Source organism: Priestia sp. P5_B4, assembly GCF_056400385.1.
Genome location: NZ_JBFULJ010000833.1, coordinates 1 through 1682, shown reverse-complemented (window position 1 = coordinate 1682; position 1682 = coordinate 1). Strand labels below are relative to the sequence as shown.

The 1682-nt window shown below is 38.6% G+C and carries 2 protein-coding genes; one reads left to right on the top strand and one right to left on the bottom strand.

Annotation, left to right across the window (positions count from 1 at the left end):
- Nucleotides 1-15 precede the first annotated feature (15 nt).
- Nucleotides 16-132 carry a cortex morphogenetic protein CmpA gene (gene cmpA / locus AC1DRF_RS26475; protein ID WP_013055014.1) on the top strand — a complete coding sequence of 39 codons (117 nt, stop codon included), beginning with the start codon at nt 16-18 and terminating at the stop codon, nt 130-132.
- Between the two features lie 56 nt (nt 133-188).
- Here cmpA and AC1DRF_RS26470 read toward each other — a convergent pair.
- A partial coding sequence (locus AC1DRF_RS26470; protein WP_477742127.1) for a helix-hairpin-helix domain-containing protein occupies nt 189-1682 on the bottom strand: 1494 nt, incomplete at its 5' end.

The following is a 1682-nucleotide window of genomic DNA, read 5'->3' as shown; positions in this document are numbered from 1 at the left end:
GGAGTGATTGTCCTTATGCCAATGTGGCTACAAAAACAAATGAGGCGCGCTTATTCTGAAAAAGACCGTGCACAAATAAAATTGCTCAATCAATGTTGGTTTTTTTATCAAAAAAATAACTCCGCTTCTTAATCACTTCTTTTTAAAAATAAAATTGCCTTTTCAGAAAATCTGAAAAGGCAATTTTATTATTGATGGGGCGGAATCATCGTCAATGCGACTCTTCCTTTTTTCATATCTACGTCTTCTACCCACACATTCACCAAATCTCCTACTGAAACGACATCGAGGGGGTGCTTAACGTACCGATTCGTTAATTTAGAAATATGGACTAGACCGTCTTGCTTAACTCCTATATCGATGAACGCTCCGAAGTCTACGACGTTTCGCACAGTACCTTCAAGCTGAATACCTTTGGCAAGATCCTCTAGCTTCAAAATATCCTGACGGAGCAAAGGTTTTGGCAGTTCATCACGAGGATCTCTTTCCGGTCTTACGAGCGCTTCTATAATGTCTTTTAAAGTAAGCTCCCCTATACTTAGTTCTTCTGATATTTCGGGTAAAGAAATATGTTTTAATGCTTCTTTTACTTTCTCCGTTCCAAGCTCAGTCTCTTTCACTTCAGCTTTCTTTAAAAGCTTTTTAACGTCTCCATATGTTTCAGGATGGATACCCGTTCTGTCTAAAGGTTCTTCACCTTCTATAATACGTAAAAACCCAATACACTGCTCATACGTTTTAGCACCTAGACGCGGAATTTTCTTCAGCTGTTTTCGGTTAGAGAATTTTCCGTTTTCATCCCGATATTTTACAATGTTTTGAGCAACTGTCTTATTTAGACCAGCAACGTATTGTAGAAGCGAAGCAGAAGCCGTGTTTGCATTTACTCCTACCTGATTTACTACTGTCTCTACAATAAAAGTCAGTGAATCATTTAATTGCTTTTGAGACACATCATGCTGATACTGCCCTACTCCTACCGACTTAGGATCGATTTTCACAAGTTCAGCCAGCGGATCTTGCAGCCTTCTGGCAATCGATACAGCGCTTCGCTCTTCTACTTGAAAATCAGGAAATTCCTCTCTAGCAACATCAGAAGCCGAATATACGCTTGCTCCCGCTTCATTCACAATCAAATAATAAACTGGGTTTTCAATTTCTTTAAGAACATCCGCTACAAATTGCTCCGTTTCGCGAGATGCCGTTCCGTTTCCAATGGCTACTACTTCAATAGGGTATTCAGCGAACATTTTCTTTAATTTATTTTGCGCTTCAGCTGCTTTTCTCACAGGAGGATGTGGATAAATAACATCAATTTTTAATACCTTGCCTGTTTCATCTACTACAGCTAATTTGCAGCCTGTTCGAAAAGCTGGATCTACTCCTAATACCACTTTCCCTTTCAATGGAGGTTGGAGAAGAAGTTTCCGTAAGTTTTCAGAAAAGATGTGAATGGCTCTTTCTTCGGCTTTTTCTGATAGCTCTTTACGGATTTCGCGTTCAATAGATGGTTCTATTAAGCGTTTATAAGCATCTTCTATAGCTGAGATGATATAACTTTCAGCTGAAGAATCCCTTTTTTTGATTACTTGTTTATGTAAATATGAAAGAATACGATCTGTAGGCGCATCAATACTCACTTTTAAAATACCGTCTTTTTCTCCTCTATTCATGGCTAAGAT

Coding starts and splice junctions, on each gene's coding strand:
- cmpA (WP_013055014.1), top strand. CDS start 16: ATGCCAATGTGGCTACAAAAACAAATGAGGCGCGCTTATTCTGAAAAA.